The sequence below is a fragment of the Saccharopolyspora gloriosae genome, from assembly GCF_022828475.1.
GTDB classification, from domain to species: Bacteria; Actinomycetota; Actinomycetes; order Mycobacteriales; family Pseudonocardiaceae; genus Saccharopolyspora_C; species Saccharopolyspora_C gloriosae_A.
Genome location: NZ_CP059557.1, coordinates 5453462 through 5472410, shown reverse-complemented (window position 1 = coordinate 5472410; position 18949 = coordinate 5453462). Strand labels below are relative to the sequence as shown.

Annotated in this window: 19 protein-coding genes and 1 tRNA gene; 16 read left to right on the top strand and 4 right to left on the bottom strand. The window is 69.7% G+C overall.

The features are described 5' to 3' along the window. Positions 1-251 precede the first annotated feature (251 nt). From recO to H2Q94_RS23875, 6 genes are all read left to right on the top strand, one after another. Complete coding sequence (gene recO / locus H2Q94_RS23900) at positions 252-1073, top strand: DNA repair protein RecO (protein ID WP_243789414.1); 822 nt, start codon at positions 252-254, stop codon at positions 1071-1073. 2 nt (positions 1074-1075) lie between these two features. Beyond that, entirely contained in the window at positions 1076-1675 is a 600-nt protein-coding gene (locus H2Q94_RS23895; RefSeq protein ID WP_243795885.1) for a GNAT family N-acetyltransferase, read from the top strand. A 53-nt stretch (positions 1676-1728) separates the two neighbouring features. After that, positions 1729-2574, top strand: a complete 846-nt coding sequence (locus tag H2Q94_RS23890) for an isoprenyl transferase (protein ID WP_243789413.1) — start codon at positions 1729-1731, stop codon at positions 2572-2574. Next, positions 2574-3005, top strand: a complete 432-nt coding sequence (locus H2Q94_RS23885; RefSeq protein WP_243789412.1) for a hypothetical protein — start codon at positions 2574-2576, stop codon at positions 3003-3005. The genes H2Q94_RS23890 and H2Q94_RS23885 overlap by 1 nt, the downstream gene beginning before the upstream one ends. 516 nt (positions 3006-3521) lie before the next feature. Then, on the top strand, positions 3522-4547 hold the full coding sequence (locus tag H2Q94_RS23880; protein ID WP_397545376.1) for a permease: 1026 nt from the start codon (positions 3522-3524) through the stop codon (positions 4545-4547). Then, complete coding sequence (locus H2Q94_RS23875; RefSeq protein ID WP_243789411.1) at positions 4547-5332, top strand: TIGR03943 family putative permease subunit; 786 nt, start codon at positions 4547-4549, stop codon at positions 5330-5332. Before H2Q94_RS23880 ends, H2Q94_RS23875 begins: the two co-directional genes overlap by 1 nt. Positions 5333-5476: 144 nt before the next feature. Here the strand turns inward: H2Q94_RS23875 and H2Q94_RS23870 are convergent, their stop codons facing one another. Further along, the gene (locus tag H2Q94_RS23870; RefSeq protein ID WP_243789410.1) at positions 5477-5899 is read right to left on the bottom strand and encodes a Fur family transcriptional regulator; all 423 of its coding nucleotides are present in this window, start codon (positions 5897-5899) and stop codon (positions 5477-5479) included. Further along, positions 5896-6390, bottom strand: coding sequence for an ArsR/SmtB family transcription factor (locus H2Q94_RS23865; RefSeq protein ID WP_243789409.1), 495 nt, complete (start codon positions 6388-6390; stop codon positions 5896-5898). The genes H2Q94_RS23870 and H2Q94_RS23865 overlap by 4 nt, the downstream gene beginning before the upstream one ends. A gap of 432 nt (positions 6391-6822) precedes the next feature. Between H2Q94_RS23865 and H2Q94_RS23860 the strand changes: the two genes are divergently transcribed. The 6 genes from H2Q94_RS23860 to H2Q94_RS23835 all read left to right on the top strand — a co-directional run bounded on the left by H2Q94_RS23860 (position 6823) and on the right by H2Q94_RS23835 (position 12647). Next, entirely contained in the window at positions 6823-8208 is a 1386-nt protein-coding gene (locus H2Q94_RS23860; RefSeq protein ID WP_243789408.1) for a glycine--tRNA ligase, read from the top strand. 234 nt (positions 8209-8442) lie between these two features. Beyond that, positions 8443-9099, top strand: a complete 657-nt coding sequence (locus tag H2Q94_RS23855) for a YdcF family protein (RefSeq protein ID WP_243789407.1) — start codon at positions 8443-8445, stop codon at positions 9097-9099. A gap of 98 nt (positions 9100-9197) precedes the next feature. Beyond that, complete coding sequence (locus H2Q94_RS23850) at positions 9198-10469, top strand: deoxyguanosinetriphosphate triphosphohydrolase (protein ID WP_243795883.1); 1272 nt, start codon at positions 9198-9200, stop codon at positions 10467-10469. A gap of 150 nt (positions 10470-10619) precedes the next feature. Continuing rightward, entirely contained in the window at positions 10620-10805 is a 186-nt protein-coding gene (locus H2Q94_RS23845; RefSeq protein WP_243789406.1) for a hypothetical protein, read from the top strand. 81 nt (positions 10806-10886) lie between these two features. Beyond that, positions 10887-11984, top strand: a complete 1098-nt coding sequence (locus H2Q94_RS23840; protein ID WP_243789405.1) for a serpin family protein — start codon at positions 10887-10889, stop codon at positions 11982-11984. Between the two features lie 96 nt (positions 11985-12080). Further along, entirely contained in the window at positions 12081-12647 is a 567-nt protein-coding gene (locus tag H2Q94_RS23835) for a carboxymuconolactone decarboxylase family protein (protein WP_243789404.1), read from the top strand. 149 nt (positions 12648-12796) lie between these two features. On the opposite strand, the gene H2Q94_RS23830 is transcribed toward H2Q94_RS23835, so the two are convergent. Continuing rightward, positions 12797-13705 carry a sigma-70 family RNA polymerase sigma factor gene (locus H2Q94_RS23830; RefSeq protein ID WP_243789403.1) on the bottom strand — a complete coding sequence of 303 codons (909 nt, stop codon included), beginning with the start codon at positions 13703-13705 and terminating at the stop codon, positions 12797-12799. 67 nt (positions 13706-13772) lie between these two features. Between H2Q94_RS23830 and dnaG the strand changes: the two genes are divergently transcribed. The 4 genes from dnaG (at position 13773) to H2Q94_RS23810 (ending at position 17174) form a co-directional block, all read left to right on the top strand. Beyond that, entirely contained in the window at positions 13773-15668 is a 1896-nt protein-coding gene (gene dnaG / locus H2Q94_RS23825) for a DNA primase (RefSeq protein ID WP_243789402.1), read from the top strand. Further along, entirely contained in the window at positions 15668-16192 is a 525-nt protein-coding gene (locus H2Q94_RS23820; RefSeq protein ID WP_243789401.1) for a hypothetical protein, read from the top strand. Before dnaG ends, H2Q94_RS23820 begins: the two co-directional genes overlap by 1 nt. Before the next feature lie 40 nt (positions 16193-16232). Further along, complete coding sequence (locus H2Q94_RS23815) at positions 16233-16985, top strand: trans-aconitate 2-methyltransferase (protein ID WP_243789400.1); 753 nt, start codon at positions 16233-16235, stop codon at positions 16983-16985. A gap of 116 nt (positions 16986-17101) precedes the next feature. Next, a tRNA-Asn gene (locus H2Q94_RS23810) sits at positions 17102-17174 on the top strand. 165 nt (positions 17175-17339) lie between these two features. Here H2Q94_RS23810 and argG read toward each other — a convergent pair. Next, positions 17340-18764, bottom strand: coding sequence for an argininosuccinate synthase (gene argG / locus H2Q94_RS23805; RefSeq protein WP_243789399.1), 1425 nt, complete (start codon positions 18762-18764; stop codon positions 17340-17342). Between the last annotated feature and the right edge of the window lie 185 nt (positions 18765-18949).

Sequence of the window (18949 nt, the reverse complement as noted above, 5' to 3'; positions counted from 1 at the left end):
GCATCCCGCCTAGCCGGAGTCCGGCACGCGAGACCGCGCCGCAGCTCCACTCCTCACCGTCCGGTGGTGTCCCCAGCCGTGGTCGCGGTTGGTTCGCCGAGCAGAACTACCACCCCGGCCGGGCAGCACGGGGCCGAAAGAGGACGACCGGACGTAGATCACATGCCTGGGAACGGAAGGCGAACACCCTGCGTTCGCAGCGAGGGCTCACCCGGAGCGGTCGGGTAGCCCGGTAGTGGGACGATGGCGGGGTGAGCCTCTACCGGGATACCGGCGTCGTGCTCCGGGTGCACAAGTTGGGTGAGGCCGACCGGATCATCACCTTGCTCACCCGTCGCTACGGGAAGGTGCGCGCCGTCGCCAAGGGCGTGCGCCGCACCACCTCGCGCTTCGGTGCCCGCGTCGAACCGTTCTGCCACGTCGACGTGCAGCTGCACACCGGGCGCACCCTCGACGTGATCACCCAGGTGCAGACGCTGGACGCGTTCGGCGTGCACATCGTCGACGACTACCAGCGCTACACCGCGGGCTGCGCCGTGCTGGAGACCGTCGACCGGCTCGCCGCCGAAGAAGGCGAACCCGTGCTCCGGATGTACCTGCTGGTCACCGGCGCTCTGCGGGCGTTGTCCGGGCGGGAGCGGGATCCGTCGCTGGTGCTCGACGCGTTCCTGCTGCGGGCGATGTACTACGCGGGCTGGGCTCCCGCGCTCAGCGAATGCGCCCGCTGCGGTAGCGCCGGGCCGCACGCCGCGTTCAACGTTCAGGGCGGCGGCGCGATGTGCGTCGACTGCCGCCCCACCGGCTCCGCTCGCCCCGCGTCGCAGACGCTGCCGCTGCTGGAAGCGCTGCTGCACGGCGACTGGGCCGGTGCGGAGCAGAGCACCGAGGCGGTGCGCCGCGAGGGCAGCGGACTCGTCGCCGCGCACCTGCAGTGGCACATGGAGCGGCAACTGCGCTCGCTACCGCTGGTGGAACGCCGCGAACACCGATCGACCGTGCCCGAGATCATCCGGGAGCGCGCGGCGGCCGTCGACATCACGACCCCGGAGACGGCGGACGGAGCCACCGGTTGATCGTGCGCAGCTGGCGTCCGCGGGACGCCGCGGCGGTGCATCGGATCTGTCTGGCCACCGGGGACGGCGGCGAACCCGTGCACCACATCCTGCGCGACCCGGAACTGGCCGCCTACGTCTTCGCCGATCCTTACCTGCTGCTGCACCCCGAACTGGCCTTCGTCGTCGAGGGGCGCGGCACGGTGCTCGGCTACGTCGTCGCCGCGTTGCACACCGAGGAGTTCTACGCCCGCTGGCAGCTCGAATGGTCGCCGCGCTTCGCCGCCAGCCACCCATCGGGGCGCGTCGTCAACGGCCGCAGCGGCGACAGCCAGCTGCGGGCGTACCTGCACCGGCCGCGGCTGATGCTTCCCGCGAACCTCGACCGCTACCCCTCTCACCTGCACATCAACCTGGTAGCGAGCGCTCGCGGGCAGGGAATGGGCAAACAGCTGCTGCACGCGGTGTTCCAGCAGCTCGCCTGTGCCGGATCACCGGGCGTGCAGCTCGGCGTGAGCCCCGGAAACACCAGGGCGCACGCGCTTTACCAGCGAACCGGGATGGTCCGGCTGCCGTCGGACACCCGGCTCGAAGTCCGCTACGGGACACCACTGAACGGGTGACATGCGGGTCCGGGAGAATGGTCGACCGGCCGCGAACGAAGGAGAAGGCACACATGCTGCGACGCCGTGGACGCGGGAGCGACGACCCGAGCGTGAAGGCGCCCGCACCGCACGCCGAGGGGGCCACCCCACCGGACCTGCCCGCCGAACTGGTGCCGAAGCACGTGGCCATCGTGATGGACGGCAACGGGCGCTGGGCCAATGAACGCGGACTGCCCAGGGTCGAAGGGCACAAGCGCGGCGAGCAGGTGGTGCTCGAACTCGCCAGGGGCGCCATCGAGATCGGCGTGAAGTGGCTGTCGCTGTACGCCTTCTCCACCGAGAACTGGAAGCGCAGTCCGGACGAGGTGAAGTTCCTCATGGGCTTCAACCGGGACGTCATCGCCCGCCGCGTCGATGAGCTCGACGAGCTCGGCGTGCGGGTGCGCTGGGCAGGCCGCAAACCGCGGCTGTGGCGCAGCGTGGTGAACACGTTGCAGGCGGCAGAAGAACGCACCAGTCGCAACGAAGTCATGAACCTGACCATGTGCGTGAACTATGGTGGCCGGGCCGAGGTGGGCGACGCCGCGCGGGAAATCGCCCGGCTGGCCGCCGCAGGCAAGATCAATCCAGAGAAGGTGGACGAGCGGACCGTGGCCCGGCATCTCTACCAATCGGAGATGCCCGACGTCGACCTGTTCATCCGGCCGTCCGGGGAGCAACGCACATCCAACTTCCTGCTCTGGCAGTCCGCATACGCCGAGTTGGTGTTCCAAGACACCCTGTTCCCCGATGTGGATCGTCGCCACCTGTGGCGCGCGTGCGAGCAATACGCACGCCGCGACCGGCGCTTCGGCGGCGCCATCGACCGTGCCGCGCAGGACGAGAGCACCACACAATCCGCCCAGGAGGGCATCTGATGACCCAGGAGGCCGCAACGACCGCGGAGCTTTTGACCGCGGCGAAAGAGGCGCTGGAGACCTATCACGAGGTGAACGTCGACGACGATGGTGCGTTGACCTTGCGGCACGGCGACGTGCCGTGCGCGGTGCAGGCGATGCAGCTCGCCGAAGGACTCACCGTGCTCAGCTTGACCTGCGTAGTGGCGTGGGACCTGCCGTTGGACGACAAGCTGGCGCAGTCCACGGCGGAGCGGGCCGGCCAAGGCCTGTTCGGCACGCTCGGCGTGGTGCGCACCGAGCGCGGCATGGACGTGACCTTGCGCTACGCGTTCCCGGCCGAAGGCATGGAACCGCAGCCGCTGGGCACGCTGCTGATGCTGGTGGTGTCCACCGCGTCGCAGTTGCGCGGTGAACTCCTGACCGAGGTGGAGGACACTCCGGTCGACTGAGTCGGTCCTTTCGCGGGGGTGGCCTGCTTCGGTGGTAGCGGAACCTCGGTGAGCCTCTCGTCGCGAGATCTTTTTCCTGAGTGGCTCTCCGCCACGAGGGAAAAAGCTGTCCTCGCGAGAGGCTCACCGAAAGCCCGCCGGTGGCCGGTTTGCTCTAGCTGGTCACTGCTCATCGGCTTCGCCGCTGACAAGATGAAGTGCAAGGCCATTCGACGCTGAGCGGTATTGGGCGACGAGCCTTCTCCGGACTTCGGGGAAGGCTTTTTGCCTGTTCAGGGCACGATTTGCTCCCCCTGAGGCCTTCTTCGCAGACACGCGTCGGCGTGTCGGCTCAGGGGAGTTTGAGATCGCCGGATACGGGCGTGACATGGGGCCTCCGCGTGAACCTGTCAACGGCCTGATCACGGGACGTGCCGACTGGTTGGGCGAAACGGGGACGCCGGTTCCCGGACGGGTGGCGGGCGGCGACTCCGGAACCGGGGTAGCTGCGAACGATTGTCAGTTGCTGCTGGCACGATGAGGCCCGTGACCACGACGCTGCGCCGTTCCGGCCGTGATCCGGTGCGGCGCCGCCGGATCACCTCGATGGAAGTGCTGTGCGCGCTGCTGCTCGCGGCGTTGCTCTTCCAGGCGCCGATCAGCGCGCTGCTGGACGCGCCGGGCCTGCGCACCGGATCGACCGTGTTCGTCGCGGTGTGCGTGCAGGCGTTGCCCTTCTTGGTGCTCGGCGTGCTGATCAGCGGTGCCATCGCGGCGTTCGTGCCCCCGAGCGCGCTGCGACGTGCGCTGCCCGGCCGCCCCGGCGCGGCGGTACCCGTCGCCGGCCTCGCCGGGGTGGCGTTGCCCGGCTGCGAGTGCGCCTCCGTTCCGGTGGCCCGCCGATTGATGCAGCAGGGCGTGGCTCCGGCGGCGGCCCTGGCGTTCCTGCTGGCCGCGCCTGCCGTGAATCCGATCGTGCTGGTCTCTACGGCGGTGGCGTTCCCCGGCGACCCGCTGATGGTGCTCGCCCGGTTCCTCGGCTCGCTGCTGACGGCCTGCGTCATGGGCTGGTTGTGGTTGCGCGTCGGCCACGGCGACTGGATCGCGGAGCGCGCACTGCGCCGCGTCGAACAACGCTCCCCGACGGGGGCCGGTCGCTGGGTGCTGTTCACCGAGACCGCCCGGCACGACCTGGTGGAAGCGGGCGGGTTCCTCGTCCTGGGCGGACTGACCTCGGCGGTGTTCAACGTCTTGGTGCCCGCGGCGTGGATGAACTCGCTCGGCGGGCAGCTGGTGCTCGGGGTGCTGGTGATGGCCGTGCTCGCGGTGGTGCTCGCGCTGTGCAGCGAGGCCGACGCGTTCGTGGCGGCCTCCATGGCCGGGCTGCCGCTGATCCCGAAACTGGTGTTCCTGGTCGTCGGTCCCGCCGTGGACCTCAAGCTCATCGCGTTGCAAGCGGGCACTTTCGGGCGGTCGTTCGCCCTCCGGTTCGCTCCGCTGACGTTCGTCGTCGCCATCGCCTGCTCGGTGCTGGTGGGTCTGTTGCTGCTGGGAGGCGCGTGATGCGGCGCGAAACGCAGAACCTGCTGCTGGTGCTGCTCGGCGGCGCCCTGCTCAAGATCGCGTTCACCGGGACGTACCTGCGCTACGTCAAGCCCGGGCTGTTCCCGTGGCTGGTGGGGGCGGGCGTGGTGATGGTGCTGCTGGCCGCCGTCGCTATCGTGCGGGACATCCGGGTGGCTCGAGCGCACGCGCGTGCCGAGACCGACCCCTTCGCCCCGCCTCCGGAACCGGAATCCGCCGAGCACGATGCGCACGGACATGAGCACCGCACCCGGAGTCCGTGGATGCTGCTGCTACCGGTGTTCGCGATCTTCCTGATCGCTCCGCCCGCCCTCGGCGCCGATTCGATCGGCCGGGGTGGCCAGCAGGCCGCGGCCCCGGAACAGCCGGGCGACGACGCGCTGTTCAACGCGCTGCCGCCGGGACCCGCCCCGCTGCTGACGGTCTCCGAGTTCATCACCCGCGTCGTCTGGGACGGCAGCGGATCGCTCGAACACCGCGCGATCCGGCTGCAAGGTTTTGTGGTGCGTCCCGAGGACGATCCGGGGCGTACCCAACTGGCCCGGATGCGCATCAGCTGCTGTGCGGCGGACGCCGCTCCGGTGCTGATCGACCTCGACGGACCCGCCGCCGCGGCGCTGGCGCGGACACCGCAGGACACCTGGATCGAGGTGACCGGGACCTTGCGAGCGGGCACCGCGACGCCGGACAACGGTCAGGTGCCGACCTTCGACATCACCGAAGTGCACGACATCCCGACACCGGACGACCCTTACGAGTACTGATCCTCAGGGGGCCGTACGGAGAGGTTCCGCGTACGGGTAACTCGCCGGCCGGACACCGTTCTGCAAGGACTCCACCTCAGGCACGACGCTCGAAGCCCTCGCGTCCCGGGACGGTCGCCGCAACGGCGAGGGGTCCGGCGGACGTCACTGCGCGGCCGCGCACTCCGGGCAGACGCCGATGATCTCCACGGTGTGGCCGACGTCGGAGAAGCCGTGCTCACGGGCGATCCGTTCCGCCCACTGCTCGACCGGCGGATCACCGACCTCCACGGTCCGCCCGCAGCGGCGGCACACCAGGTGGTGGTGGTGCTCGGTGGAGCAGCGCCGGTAGATCGCCTCACCGGACTCGGTGCGCAGCACGTCGATCTCGCCGGCGTCGGCCAAGGTCTGCAAGGTGCGGTACACGGTGGTCAGGCCGATGCCCTCGCCACGGCTGCGCAGCTGCTCGTGCAGATCCTGTGCCGATCGGAAGTCGTCGACCTCGCTGAGCAGGCGGGACACCGCCGCACGTTGCTTGGTCGCCCGCAGCCCCGGCACGCCGGCCGCGGAACGCTCACCGGTGGTCACGCTGTCTCCGTTTCCTCTGCAGTGTCCTGGGGCGAGCGCGCGCCACGACCGCGAGGGCGCGTGCCCGACAGTTCCTCCGCGTGCGTGGCGGCGTCAACGACGATGTGCGCGAGGTGCTCGTCGACGAGCCGGTACATCACTTCCCGGCCGTGCCGTTCGCCGTACACGACGCCCGCCGACTTCAGCACCCGCAGGTGCTGGCTGATCAACGGCTGGGTGACGCCGAGCGCGTCGACCAGTTCGTGCACGCACCGCTCGGCGGTGCGCAACTGCAGCACGATCGCGATGCGCACCGGCGCGGCCAGCGCCCGCAGCAGCTCACCCGCCTCGACGAGCGTCTGCTGGTCGTGCACCGGCACCGGACGCGGCGCTCCGCGCTCCGGGGAGTGCACGTGTTCTTCGGCGTGATCCGGGTGGCCGCTACCCGTCTCGGCCACCGGCGACGCGGTCTCGGCCGATTCGGCGAGCGGGTCGGGGCTGACGGCGGGCATGGTGTCCTTTCCAGCGGGCCTGGAGACATCGGGAGCCGCCTGCGAACGGAGGCGGCTGCTCTCCACCGCCCATCCTACGGGTCGGGCGAAACGCCCCGGCACCTCGCGGGGGAGGCCCGATCCGAGGTGCGGGGCCGATCATGGCAGCGCATATTCCCGCATCGCACCGCGCGCACCACCGACCGGGCTCCCGGGTGCCGCAGGGGCGCGCAGGAGATGGGTGGGGCCACCGATGCGGCGAACCTCATCGGTACGCTGGGAAACCCCAGGACGGAACGCGTGCGATGGCATAGCCTGCGCAGCATCGGAGATCGTCGAACCGCCGTACTCCGAGCCTGGAAGGCCAACCCCCGTCGAGCACCCGGCCCGCGTGGTCGAGCCTCGGCCCGAAGCAGATCGTCGAGTCCCTCGACCTGAGATTCCGGAGTGACCGTGCCCGCCGATCAGATCGACACGATCGTCAACCTTTGCAAGCGCCGTGGCTTCGTCTTCCCTTCGGGGGAGATCTACGGCGGTACGAAGTCGGCGTGGGACTACGGGCCGCTCGGCGTCGAGCTCAAGGACAACATCAAGCGCCAGTGGTGGAAGTCGATGGTGCAGGGTCGCGACGACGTCGTCGGCCTGGACTCCTCGGTGATCCTGCCGCGCGACGTGTGGGTGGCCTCCGGCCACGTCGGCGCCTTCCACGACCCGCTCGTCGAGTGCGTCTCGTGCCACCACCGGTTCCGCGGTGACCACCTGGTCGAGGAGTTCGCCGAGCGCACCGGCAAAGAGATCGCCGAGGGCGACCTCTCGCAGATCCCCTGCCCGAACTGCGGCAACCGCGGCCAGTTCACCGAGCCGCGCGAGTTCAACATGATGCTCAAGACGTTCCTCGGCCCGGTCGAGAGCGAAGAGGGCATGCACTACCTGCGTCCCGAGACCGCGCAGGGCATCTTCGTGAACTTCGCGAACGTGATGACGACCGCGCGCAAGAAGCCGCCGTTCGGCATCGGCCAGATCGGCAAGTCGTTCCGAAACGAGATCACGCCCGGCAACTTCGTGTTCCGCACCCGCGAGTTCGAGCAGATGGAGATGGAGTTCTTCGTCGAACCGGGCGAGGACGAGCAGTGGCACCAGTACTGGATCGAGGCCCGCACCGAGTGGTACACGAGCCTCGGCATCAACCGGGACAACCTGCGGCTGTACGAGCACCCCAAGGACAAGCTCTCGCACTACTCGAAGCGCACCGTCGACATCGAGTACCGCTTCCGCTTCGCGGGCAGCGAGTGGGGTGAGCTGGAGGGCGTCGCCAACCGGACGGACTTCGACCTCACCACGCACTCCAACCACTCGGGCGTGGACCTGTCGTACTTCGACCAGGCCAGCAACTCCCGCTACCGGCCGTACGTGATCGAACCCGCCGCGGGCGTGGGCCGGCCGATGATGGCGTTCCTGGTCGACGCCTACCACGAGGACGAGGCGCCGAACGCCAAGGGCGGCGTGGACAAGCGCACCGTGCTGAAGCTGGACCGCCGGTTGTCGCCGGTGAAGGCGGCGGTGCTGCCGTTGTCGCGCAACTCGGAGCTGTCCCCGAAGGCGCGGGACCTGGCCGCGCAGCTGCGCGGGAACTGGAACATCGAGTTCGACGACGCGGGCGCCATCGGCCGCCGGTACCGCAGGCACGACGAGATCGGCACCCCGTTCTGCGTGACGGTGGACTTCGATTCGCTCTCCGACCACGCGGTCACCGTGCGCGAACGCGACACGATGTCCCAGGAGCGGGTGGCGATGGACAAGCTGGAGGAGTATCTCGCAGTCCGACTCATCGGCTGCTGACGCCAGGAGTCCTCGCAGATGGTCCGCGTAGTGAGTCGAACGGCGGAACCTCGGCGGTGTGCTCGCTGCGGCCGGGATTTCTCGGGTGGCCGTCCGCACCACGAAGTCGCCGTCCTCGCGAGGAAGCCGCCGAGAGCCCGCCGGTGGTGCTCCGGTGGTCGGCTTCGCCGCCGACGAGAAGACGATCAAAGATCATTCTGCAAGGACTCCTGACTCCCTTGGAACGCGTGTCTCATGGCTGAATTCGGTTCCGCTCCCCGAGGTTCCCGTACCGGGCGCGTGCTGCGCCGCACCGTGCTCGGCGCGCTCCTGATGGTGCTGTTGCTGTTGGGCGGCACCGGATTCCGCGTGTGGCAGGTGGCGCGCACCGACGATCGACGCCCGGTGGACATGATCGTGGTGCTGGGAGCGGCCCAGTACCACGGCAAGCCGACCCCGGTGCTGCGAGCGCGGCTGGAGCAGGCCCTGGAGCTCTACGAACAGGGCCTGGCCGAGCACGTGGTGACCGTCGGCGGCAGCCAGGAGGGCGACGAGTACACCGAGGCCGAAGCGGGCAAGTTGTGGCTCGGCGAGAGGGGTGTCGAGGAGTCCAAGATCAGCGCGATGCAGACGGGCTCCGACACCCTCGGCAGCATGCAGGCCGTGGCGAAGCTGGCGAAGGAGCGCGACTGGGACTCCGCGCTGATCGTCAGCGACCCGTGGCATTCGTTGCGCGCCCGGACGATGGCGGGCGATTTCGGCCTTGACGCGTGGGCCTCGCCCACCCGCTCCGGGCCGATGGTGCAGACGCGCGCGACCCAGCTGCACTACATCTTCCGGGAGACCGGCGGCCTGCTGTTCTACCGGCTGACGCACGCCCCGGCCGAAGTCGTCGGCAACGGCATCGGCTAGCCGAAGCAGGGCCGCCGAACACCGGGTTCAACGCGTGTTGGCGAGACGTTTCGGCTGGCTGGGCCGGATCAGGCCGTACGCTGGGCGCGGTGAACGCCTTGTGTCCCGGGTACGGAGAGCACGACCTGGCCCGGTTGTCCGCCGAACCGCCGAAAGCCGCCGCGTTGCCGGGTGCGCACCAGGAGACCCGCACTCCGTTCGCGCGGGATCGGGCGCGGGTGCTGCATTCGGCGGCCCTGCGCAGGCTTGCCGGCAAGACGCAGGTCATGGGGCCGGGAGAGGGCGATGTCCCGCGCACTCGGCTGACGCATTCCCTGGAAGTCGCGCAGATCGGCCGCGGCATCGCCGTGACGCTGGGTGCGGACGCGGACCTGGTGGACACCGCGGGGCTGGCGCACGACATCGGGCACCCGCCGTTCGGGCACAACGGCGAAGAGGCGTTGAACGCGCTCGCCGATTCCTGCGGCGGTTTCGAGGGCAACGCGCAGACGCTGCGGATCTTGACCCGGCTGGAGCCGAAACTGCCGGACGAGGCGGGTGCGGGCAGCGGCCTGAACCTGACCCGTGCGTGCCTGGACGCGGCGACGAAGTACCCGTGGCCCCGGCGCCCCGGTGAGGTGAAGTTCGGCGCTTATCCCGACGACCTCGAGGTGTTCACCTGGATGCGCCAGGGCGCGGTGGGTGATCGCCGCTGCCTGGAGGCGCAGATCATGGATTGGGCCGACGACGTGGCGTATTCGGTGCACGACGTGGAGGACGGGGTGCATTCGGGCCGCATCTCGTTGCACGAGCTCTCCCGTCCGGGGGAGCGGTCGGAGATCGTGCGGCTGGCGGCGAAGCACTTCTGGGCGGACGGCGACGCCGGTGAGCTGGACGCCGCGGCGGGTGAGCTGGCGGAACTGCCCGCGGTGGCGGCGGTGGCGGACTACGACGGCACGCTCGGCGCCCAGGTGGCGTTGAAGCGATTGACCAGCGAACTCGTCGGCCGGTTCACCTCGGCGGCGGTGTCGGGCACCGCTGAGGCGTACGGGCCGGGGCCGTTGACCCGGTACGCCGCGGACGTGGTCGTTCCGCGCCGGGTGGCGGCGGAGGTCGCGGTGCTCAAAGCGGTGGCGGTGCACTTCGTGCTCAGCGACCCGCGGCGGTTGCGGATGCAGACGGGGCAGCGGGAGTTGCTGGCGGAACTGGTGGAGGTGCTGTCGCGGCGAGCGCCGGAGACGTTGGATCCGGCGTTCCGGCCGGGCTGGTCGGCTGCGACCGGCGATGCTGCGCGGTTGCGGATCGTGCTGGATCAAGTGGCCTCGCTGACGGATGCGCAGGCGGTGTCCTGGCATGCACGCCATGTACGCAGCGGAGCCAAACCGGTGTGAAATACGTCTGGTCGGGGGGTGTTTTCCCCTGACTGTCCGGCATAGTGTTCACCCAGCGTGTCGGCCGTTCGGGACCCCCGACCTGAACGGCCGACTGCTGTGCGTGCGGCGCGATCCCCGACCCGTCCCCGTGCCGCAAGGAGACTTTTGATGCCGAACCGGCACTACATCCAGAAGCTCGTCGTGGACGGCGAGCCGTACGTGAACACCGACAACCTCGCCGACTGGGTGACCGACCTGCGCTGGCGCGACCCCGAAGCCCGCCGCGCCGCCGAGTACATCGCCCAAGAGCTCCGCCTGATGGGCCTGTCCGACATCGAAGAATCGGTGCGCTGATCGTCCCGTTCGGCCGGTGCGGGTGGCAGACTCGCGGGAGTCCTGAGTGAGCAGCCGACGCGCTGAACGGAGTCCAAGGCCGTGACCGAGCATCTCGATTTCAGCCTGGCCCTGCACCACCGGCTCGCCCCGGAGGCGAATCGGCCGTTCACCTGGTCGCCGTATTCGGTGGCCAGCGCGCTCGGGCTGGCCGCTGCGGCGGCCGGCGGCGACACCCGCGCCGAGTTGCTGTCCGCGTTGCGCGCCGACGACCCCGAAGCGGTGCGCGAGTCGCTGTCCGCGGCGGCGGAACCGTCCGGCACCGGTTCGGCGGAACCGCCGGTGCTGGCGGTCGCGAACACGCTGTGGGCGCATGACGAACTGCCGGTGCGCGAGACGTTCCTCCGCTCGTTGAAGGAATGGCCGGGCAGCGCCGTGCGCAGCGCGCCGTTTCGCACCGCGCCCGAACGCGCGCGGCAGCTGATCAACTCGGATGTCGCGGAGACGACGCGCGACCTGATCCCCGAACTGCTCGAGCCCGGCACGGTCGACGCCGACACGGTGGCGGCCCTGGTCAACGCCCTCTACCTCAAGGTGTCCTGGCGCGAGGCCTTCGACGACCACGTGACGGCGGACCGGCCGTTCCGGGCTCCGGCGGGGGAGCGGACGGTGCCGACGATGACCGCGACCCGCCGCCTCGGGTACGCGGCGGCCGGTGGCTGGCAGGCGGTGAGCCTGCCCGCGGCGGGCGGGGTGGAAGCCGTGGTCCTGCTGCCGGACGAGGATCTCGCCGTCGCCGAACCGCGGTTGGGCGACACCGAACTCCGCACCCTGCTGGCAGCGGTGCGCGACGAGCGGGTGGAGCTGTTCCTGCCGCGCTTCGACGTCTCCTCGGATGCGGAGCTCAACGCGCCACTCGGCGAGCTCGGCGTGCACAAGTTGTTCACGCCCGCCGCCGACTTCAGCCCGCTCACCGACGCGCCGCTGAAGATCTCGGCGATCGTGCACCAGGCGGTGCTGCGGGTCGACGAGTCCGGTCTGGAAGGCGCGGCCGCCACGGCGGCGATGATGCGGCTCACCGCGATCGTCCGGGAACCCGACCCGATCCGGGTGCGGGTGGACCGGCCGTTCCTGTTCCTGGTGCGCCACCGCGAGTCCGGTGCGATCTACTTCCTGTCTCGCGTGGTCGACCCGTCCTGACCTGCGCTCATCAGGCAGCTGTCACGTTCCCGCGAGGCGTCTCGTCTTGGTGGTGAGTCCCCGCACCGGGCGGGGACCGGGCATCAGGGAGTGACCATGTCGCGGATCCCCCGCGTTCCAGCGCAACGAGCGAACCTGCTGACCAAGCTCGTCTACCGGTACACCCGGCGTCGTTTCGGCGCGGTGCCGGACCCGATGGCCGTGGCCGCGCACCACCCGAAGCTGCTGCTGGCTTCGGGAATCGGGGAGCTGGCCGTGGAGCGGGCGGCCCGAGTCCTGCCCGCGAGCGTCCGGGAGCTGGCCGTGTACCGGACGGCGGTCCGGATCGGCTGCTCGTGGTGCGTGGATTTCGGCACCATGTTGCAGCGCAACGAGGGTCTGGACATCGACCGGCTCAAGGAGATCGACGACTACCGGACCTCGCCGCGGTTCACCGAGCTGGACCGGCTGGTGATCGAATACGCCGACGCGATGACCGACCTGCCGATGCGGGTGACCGACGAGCAGGTGGCCGAACTGGACCGCCGGTTGGGCCACCAGGGCGTGCTCGAGCTGACGCACATGATCGCCACGGAGAACCAGCGCACCCGCCTCAACCACGCGCTCGGCATCACCGCCCAAGGCTTCACGTCAGGCGAGGCCTGCCGCGTCCCCACGCCCTGACCGCCTCGCACCGTCGCTGAAGCCATCCGAGGTGAATGCTTCCTGCGCCCAGTCCTACCGGTCGAATGGGGCCGTTCACTCCGCTCGCCCACGTGAGTGAACGGCCCGATCTCATCGGGCGAAGGCGGCATTCACCTGGCGTCGGCCGGTCAGGTGTCGGGGGGCAGGTTCGTCAGCTTGTCGGGGTTGACCACGTCGTGGAGTTCCGCGATGCGGTCGCCGTCGAGGGTGAACACGAGCACCCGGCGAGCCGACGTACGGCCGGTGTGATCGGCGGGGTCGCCGGGCACGAACACGCCGAGATCTCCGTTGACCAGCACCGGGAACGCCCCTCGCAGCGACGCCGTGCCGTACTTCGCGGCGAGCCCCAGCAGGAACCGGCTGATCTTGTCGGCGCCGACAACCGGCCGCCGTGCCGTGTGCGCGTTGCCGCCGCTGTCGCCGAACAACGCCGCTTCCGGATGCAGCAGCCGGGTCAGCTCGCTCACGTCGCCCGCGTGGACCGCGGCCATGAACCGCTCCACCACCTCTTGCTGCCGGGGCAGCGGAGTGCGGGGCGGTGTGCCCGCGGCCAGCGCTTTGCGCGCCCGGGACGCGTGCTGGCGAGCGGTGGCGGCCGAGCAGTCGAGCAGCTCGGCGATCTCGCCGAACGGCACCTGGAAGCCGTCGTGCAGTACGAACGCGAACCGCTGCTCGGCGGGTAGTTCGTGCAGCACCCGCAGCGCGGCCATCCGCAGATCGTCGCGTTCCACCACGACCTCCAGCGGATCCTGCGCGTCCATCGGCGTCACCACGGGTTCCGGTAGCCACGGCCCCACGTACTGCTCCCGCCGGTGCGCGGCCGAGCGCGTCTTGTCCAGGCAGATCCGACCGACCACGGTGCTCAGCCACGCCCCGAGGTCGCGGACCTCGGCTCGTTCACCGGCCAGCCGCAGCCACGCCTCCTGCACGGCGTCCTCGGCGTCGGCGAATCCGCCGGTGAGCCGGTAGGCGAGGGCGATCAGCCGTGGGCGGTGCGCGTCGAACTCGGCGGCTCGCGCCGGACCGGCATTGGTCATGGAGCCGATTGTGCTCCCCCGCGGGGACACCCGTCGGTGCGCTGTGCGCGACGCCTAGACTGGCCGTGTGGCTGGAAGGATCCGAGATAGCGACGTTGCCGAGGTACGTGACCGCATCCGGATCGACGAGGTCGTCGGTGAGTACGTGGCGTTGCGCAACGCAGGCGGGGGCGCGATGAAGGGGCTGTGCCCCTTCCACGACGAGAAGACGCCGTCGTTCAACGTGCGCCCCAGCCACGGCACCTTCCACTGCTTCGGCTGCGGTGAGGGCGGCGACGTCATCGCGTTCCTGATGAAGTCCGAGCACCTCGGGTTCGTCGAGTCCGTGGAGCGGCTGGCCGACCGCGCCGGTATCCAGCTGCAGTACGAAGGCGGGGTGCCGAGCGAGAAGCGCGACCGCGGCACGCGCGCGCGGATGGTGGAGGCGCACCGGGTCGCCGCCGAGTTCTACGCCGAGCACCTGCGCTCGCCGGAGGCGTTGCAGGGCCGCGAATACCTCGCGGAGCGGGGTTTCGACGAGGCGGCCGCCACCCGCTTCGGCTGCGGTTTCGCCCCGTCCGGCTGGGACAAGTTGACGAAGCACTTGCTGGGCAAGGGTTTCGAGCTCGACGAGCTGTACAAGTGCGGCTTGTCGAAGGAGGGCAGGCGCGGCCCGCTGGACCGGTTCCACCGCAGGTTGTTGTGGCCGTTGAAGGATCTGGCCGGTGACGTCGTCGGTTTCGGCGCGCGCCGCATCTTCGACGACGACCCGATCGAGGCGAAGTACGTCAACACCTCGGCGACGCCGATCTTCAACAAGTCGCAGGTGCTGTTCGGCATCGACCTGGCGAAGCGGGAGATCGCGAAGCGGCACCAGGCGGTGGTCGTCGAGGGCTACACCGACGTCATGGCGATGCACCTGGCCGGGGTGCCGACGGCCATCGCGTCGTGCGGGACGGCGTTCGGCGACGAACACATTTCGGTGCTGCGGCGGCTGATGATGGACGACGACGCGTTCCGCGGTGAGGTCATCTTCACCTTCGACGGCGACGCCGCCGGGCAGAAGGCGGCGCTGAAGGCGTTCGACGGGGAACAGCGGTTCGCGACGCAGACCCACGTGGCGATCACGCCCGACGGCATGGACCCGTGCGAACTGCGCCAGGCCAGCGGGGACACCGCGGTGCGGGATCTGGTCGCCCGGCGGAAACCGCTGTTCGAGTTCGCCATCCGCAGCCTGCTCACCGAATACGACCTGGATTCGGTCGATGGCCGGGTGGACGCGCTCAAGCGCACGGTGCCGCTGGTCGCGCAGATCAAGGACTTGGAGCGCCGCGACGGTTATGCGGTGCAGCTGTCCGGCTGGGTCGGCTGGAACGACGAGAACCAGGTGGTGCGCCGGGTCCGCGAGTCGGCGGGCGCCCCCGTGAAGCAGCAGCCGCGACGTCGCGCGCAGCGCAATCCGGACCAGGACTCGCTGGGCGTGGACGTGGAGTTGCCGCGGCGTCCGAGCAGGGACGATCCGCGCTGGTGCCAGCGGGAGACGTTGAAGCTGGCGTTGCAGGTGCCCGCGCTGGCCGGTCCGGTCTACGACTCGCTGCCGGACGAGGCGTTCACCGAGCCGTCCTATTCGCGGCTGCACCAGGCGATCGTCGCGGCGGGCGGCACGATGTCCGGCCTGTCCGGTGCGGGCCTGGTGGACGCGGTGGGCCGGGAGTGCCCGGACGAGGTGACGCGGCGGCTGCTCACACTGCTCGCCGTGGAGGCCCTGGACACGAAGTCCGAGGAGGATCCGCGCTACGTGGCCGGGGTGATCGCCCGCTTGCAGGAGATCATGGTCGGCCGCGAGATCGCGGACATCAAGTCGCGGGTGCAGCGGATGTCGCCGACGGAGCAGCCGGAGGAGTACAACTCGCTGTTCGGGGACATGCTGGCGTTGGAGCAGTACCGCCATTCGTTGCTGCACCAGGCTTCGGGAGCGTTGTGATGTCCTGGTTGCGCGGGTTCGTGGCCCGTCTGTCCGGCACCGCCGAACTGCCCGCGGACTTCGCCGGTGAGCTCACGAGCGATGAGCGGGTGCTGGCGGTGGCGCGCGCGGGGGACGGGCCGCTGGTCGCCACGGATCTGGGGCTGTGGCTGCCGGACGGCCGGCGCGTCGGCTGGCACCTGGTGAGCAAGGCGACCTGGAAAGAGGCAACGCTGACCGTGATCGAGTCCGAGGAGTCCGGTCCGGCGGGCGAGGCGGTGCTGCTGCGGGATCTGCCGCCGCGACGCATCGCGCTCACCGAGCCGGGCAGGCTCCCCGAGGTCGTGCACACCCGCGTGACCGGCTCGATTCGCAACACCCAGCACCGGGAGCTCCCCGAGGGCGGTGCCCGGTTCGTGCAGCGCAAGGTGCCCGGCCGCAACGGCCTGGTGCTGCAGGTCCGCGCTGATCCGGGCACGGACGAGGCCGCGCTGGCTCCGGTGGCCGCCGAGGTGGCGCAGCGGCTGCGCCGCCCCGCAGGCTGAGCCCTGGACAACCTCACAGTACGACCGTACTGTTTTCCGGGTGTGGGATCCGCCGAAGTACCTGTCCTTCAGCGAGCACCGCGATCGTCCGGCGCACGACCTGATGGCCCGCGTCCCGCCGCTTCGAGCGCGCAGGGTCGTGGATCTGGGCTGTGGTGCGGGAAACCTCACGACACTGCTCACCGACCGCTGGCCGGACGCCGAGGTCGAGGCCGCGGACGCCTCGCCGGAAATGGTCGAGGCCGCGCGGGCCAACGGGGTGGATGCGCATCGCCAGGACGTGCGCGACTGGAAGCCGTGGCCGGACACCGACGTGGTGCTGTGCAACGCGGTGCTGCAATGGGTTCCCGAGCACGTAGACCTGCTGCGGTCGTGGCTCCCGGCGCTGCCCGCGGGCGCCGCGTTCGCCTTCCAGGTGCCCGGCAACTTCGACTCCCCGTCGCACCGGGAGATCTACGGACTGCTCCGCGAACGGGGGCGGGAGGTGGACGGTTTGCTGGGTGCCCATTCGGTTCTCGCGCCCGCGGAGTACGCGGAGATCGTCGCCGACCTGGGGCTGTCGGTCGACGCCTGGGAGACGACTTACGTGCATCGCCTCAGCGGCCCCGACCCCGTCCTGGAGTGGATCAGCGGCACCACGCTGCGGCCGGTGCGGGCGGCCATGGCCGACGCGGAGTGGACGTCGTTCCGCGCCGAGCTCGGCACCCGGCTGCGGGCGGCTTATCCGGCACGGCCGGACGGCACGACCTGGCTGCCCTTCCGGCGGATCTTCGTCGTCGCCCACTGCGGCTGACCGCGAGCCCGTGACCTGCGCGGTTCAGGACACGAGGGGGGGTGTGAACGGGCTTGCGCGGATGCGTTAAAGTTGTCCATGTCAGCGAGACAGGGGCTGGCAAGCACAACTGACATTCCTCCGTAGCTCAATTGGCAGAGCATTCGGCTGTTAACCGGAGGGTTACTGGTTCGAGTCCAGTCGGAGGAGCAGTTCAAACCCCAGGTCATCGACCTGGGGTTTTGTGCGTTCGTGGGTACTTTCGCTCCGGCGGATCCCGGCCATGCGGGCGCCATCACCGGCACCAGGGCGCCCGTCGAACGACACGGGGCCGACGCGACGCTCAGGTCGCACCGGCCCCGGTGTTCAAGAAGGTCAGTCCGTGCCCACCTCGATGGCGGCGTGGTCGAGGGCGTCGGACTCGACGGCGTCGTCCTCGCCGGTGCGCGCCGCGATCGCCGTGGCTCCGCCCGGAGCCAGCTCGCCGACGAGCTCGCCCCATGCGGTGAGCGCACCGTGGCCACCGCCCTCGTACAGCTCCAGCATGCTGCGCGAGTCGGCGATGTCGAGGTTGCGCATGGACAGCTGCCCGATGCGGTCGTTCGGGACGAACGCCTGGTCCTTGCTGCGCTCCATGGACAGCTTGTCCGGGTGGTAGCTCAGGTTCGGGCCTTCGGTGTTCAGGACGGTGTAGTCCCAGCCGCGGCGCAGGCGGACCGTGACGCTGCCGGTGATCGGGTAGCCGATCCACCGCTGCAGCGACTCCCGGAGCATCAGCGCCTGCGGGTCGAACCAGCGGCCTTCGTAGAGCAGCCTGCCGAGGCGGCGGCCCTCGGAGTGGTACATCGCCACGGTGTCCTCGTTGTGCACCGCGTTGAGCAGCCGCTCGTAGGTGATGTGCAGCAGCGCCATGCCCGGCGCTTCGTATACGCCGCGGCTCTTCGCCTCGATGATCCGGTTCTCGATCTGGTCCGACATGCCGAGCCCGTGCCTGCCGCCGATGGCGTTGGCCGCGTGCACCAGGTCGACGTCGGAATCGAAGGACTGCCCGTTGATCCGCACCGGGCGGCCGTGCTGGAACTCGACGGTGATGTCTTCGGCCGGGATGTCCACGGCGCTGTCCCAGAAGGGCACACCCATGATCGGGTCGACGATTTCGAGCGGGGTGTCGAGGTATTCGAGCTTCTTGGCCTCGTGGGTGGCGCCCCAGATGTTGGCGTCGGTGGAGTACGCCTTCTCCGCGGAGTCGCGGTACGGAAGTTTCCGCTCGACCAGCCAGGCGGACATCTCATCCCGGCCACCGAGTTCGGTGACGAAGTCCTCGTCCAGCCAGGGCTTGTAGATGCGCAGGTCCGGGTTGGCCAGCAGGCCGTACCGGTAGAAGCGCTCGATGTCGTTTCCCTTGTAGGTGGAGCCGTCGCCCCAGATGAACACGTCGTCCTCGCGCATCGCGCGCACCAGCAGCGTGCCCACCACCGCACGACCGAGCGGCGTGGTGTTGAAGTACGCCTGCCCGCCGGAGCGGATGTGGAAGGCGCCGCAGGCCAGCGCGGCGAGGCCTTCCTCGACCAGTGCGGCACGGCAGTCGATCAACCGGGCGCGCTCGGCCCCGTAGACGTGCCCGCGTTCGGGCACGTCGGACAGGTCCGGCTCGTCGTACTGGCCGATGTCAGCGGTGTAGGTGTACGGCAGGGCACCGCGCTCGCGCATCCACGCCACCGCGACCGAGGTGTCCAGCCCGCCGGAGAAGGCGATGCCGACTCGCTCACCCACTGGAAGATTATTCAGGACCTTCGACATTTATTCATCGTAACAAGTGCCTTCGGGCTGCTCGAAAAGTGTCCTCGCATCTGGCACGAAGAGCATGCGTCCTGCTCCTGGGGCCGGTGGGCGCGGTGAAGATCATGACGTATAAATATGCAGATTCGAGGTTGTGACTGCATAAGCGGTGGGAAGCGCTCCGCCGAGCAAGCGCAGGAGCAGGT

Bases quoted from the DNA above. Each gene is read 5' to 3' on its own strand.
- H2Q94_RS23880 (WP_397545376.1), top strand. From the start codon at position 3,522: ATGAGGCCCGTGACCACGACGCTGCGCCGTTCCGGCCGTGATCCGGTG.
- H2Q94_RS23890 (WP_243789413.1), top strand. From the start codon at position 1,729: ATGCTGCGACGCCGTGGACGCGGGAGCGACGACCCGAGCGTGAAGGCG.
- argG (WP_243789399.1), bottom strand. From the start codon at position 18,764: ATGTCGAAGGTCCTGAATAATCTTCCAGTGGGTGAGCGAGTCGGCATC.
- H2Q94_RS23885 (WP_243789412.1), top strand. From the start codon at position 2,574: ATGACCCAGGAGGCCGCAACGACCGCGGAGCTTTTGACCGCGGCGAAA.
- H2Q94_RS23820 (WP_243789401.1), top strand. From the start codon at position 15,668: ATGTCCTGGTTGCGCGGGTTCGTGGCCCGTCTGTCCGGCACCGCCGAA.
- H2Q94_RS23830 (WP_243789403.1), bottom strand. From the start codon at position 13,705: ATGACCAATGCCGGTCCGGCGCGAGCCGCCGAGTTCGACGCGCACCGC.
- H2Q94_RS23865 (WP_243789409.1), bottom strand. From the start codon at position 6,390: ATGCCCGCCGTCAGCCCCGACCCGCTCGCCGAATCGGCCGAGACCGCG.
- H2Q94_RS23875 (WP_243789411.1), top strand. From the start codon at position 4,547: ATGCGGCGCGAAACGCAGAACCTGCTGCTGGTGCTGCTCGGCGGCGCC.
- H2Q94_RS23855 (WP_243789407.1), top strand. From the start codon at position 8,443: ATGGCTGAATTCGGTTCCGCTCCCCGAGGTTCCCGTACCGGGCGCGTG.
- H2Q94_RS23845 (WP_243789406.1), top strand. From the start codon at position 10,620: ATGCCGAACCGGCACTACATCCAGAAGCTCGTCGTGGACGGCGAGCCG.
- H2Q94_RS23835 (WP_243789404.1), top strand. From the start codon at position 12,081: ATGTCGCGGATCCCCCGCGTTCCAGCGCAACGAGCGAACCTGCTGACC.